General features: G+C 36.8%; 1 protein-coding gene. It reads left to right on the plus strand.

Translation table 11 applies throughout. The features are described from left to right. A partial coding sequence (locus EV200_RS21665; protein ID WP_132536552.1) for an amino acid adenylation domain-containing protein occupies nucleotides 1-1,387 on the plus strand: 1,387 nt, incomplete at both ends.

The raw sequence follows: 1,387 nt of genomic DNA on the forward strand, positions 1-1,387 counted from the left end.
AGGCTCAGGTGGCATTGACTCCTGAAGCGGTGGCTCTGGTATTTGAAGAGCATGAGCTGACCTATGGTGAGTTGAATAGGCGTTCGAATCAGTTGAGCAGATATATTGAAAAGGAGACTGCAATAAAAAGAGGAGAAAGTGTTAGCGTATTATTAGATCGTTCTGTTTCTTCTGTAATCAGTATGATTGCTATAATGAAATTGGGATGTATTTATGTTCCTGTAGATAAGTTATTACCAGCTGCCAGAATTTCTTATATCATTGAAGAGAGTAGCTCAAAAATATTAATTACTTCGGGGACAGACGACCCGGTGCACTATCCAAATCTTATTATTATCAAACCTGATGAGGTTTCAAGTAATTTGGATAGTTCAAACCTAGGGTACAATATCAGGGGTGAAGAATCCTCATTTATAATTTACACATCAGGATCAACAGGCAATCCAAAAGGGGTAGAGCAAACCCACAAAACACTGTATAATTTAGTCTTATGGGATATTAATGGGGCTGGTTTTAATACTAAGACACGTCATTTACAATATTCTTCATTTAGTTTTGATTCATCTCTTCATGACATATATTATGCCCTGTCAACAGGAGGTGCCATTTACCTTGCTAATGAGCTCTTACGCAAAGATTTATGGGAACTGAAAAATTACATCATAGAGAAGGGAATCACCACTTTGTCAATGCCTTATTCGGCACTTAAATCCATGTTTAGCTTGATTACCATTGAGCAATTTGCAGGGCATCAGATACAAGAAATTATTTCAACTGGAGAGCAATTATATGTGAATGGTTCTCTTCGTGCATTTTTGAAAAGTAATCCTCTTATAAAGATTTATAATTTATATGGGCCTTCAGAGACCCATGTGGTAACAGGCTGTTCTTATAGTTTTTCTGAAGGAACAGTACCGGAGAGGACTAGCATAGGGAAGCCAATTTTTAATACTATTATTTATGTTCTTGATAAGTACATGCAATTTGTGCCTATTGGTGTAGAAGGAGAAATATTTATTGGGGGATGGAATTTAGCCCATGGATACTTTGGTCAACCAGCTCTTACTGCTGAAAAATTTATTCAGGATCCTTTTAGAAAGGGGGAGCTTTTATACCGCAGTGGGGATATTGGGAAATGGTTGGCGAATGGGGAAATAGAATATATCATGAGAAATGATAATCAGGTAAAAATCAATGGTTATCGTATTGAACTAAATGAAATAGAGAATGCTATTATATCTGATCCGGAAATTGAGGAGGCAATTGTTTTAGCTAAGCAATTAAGTGGTGAAGAGAAGGAGTTGGTTGCTTATCTTGTATGTGTAGATTTATTGAATACCTCTGATTTGCGCACTTATCTGAGTAGCCGTTTACCGTCCTATATGCT

The organism is Pedobacter psychrotolerans (assembly GCF_004340665.1).
GTDB lineage: Bacteria > Bacteroidota > Bacteroidia > Sphingobacteriales > Sphingobacteriaceae > Pedobacter > Pedobacter psychrotolerans.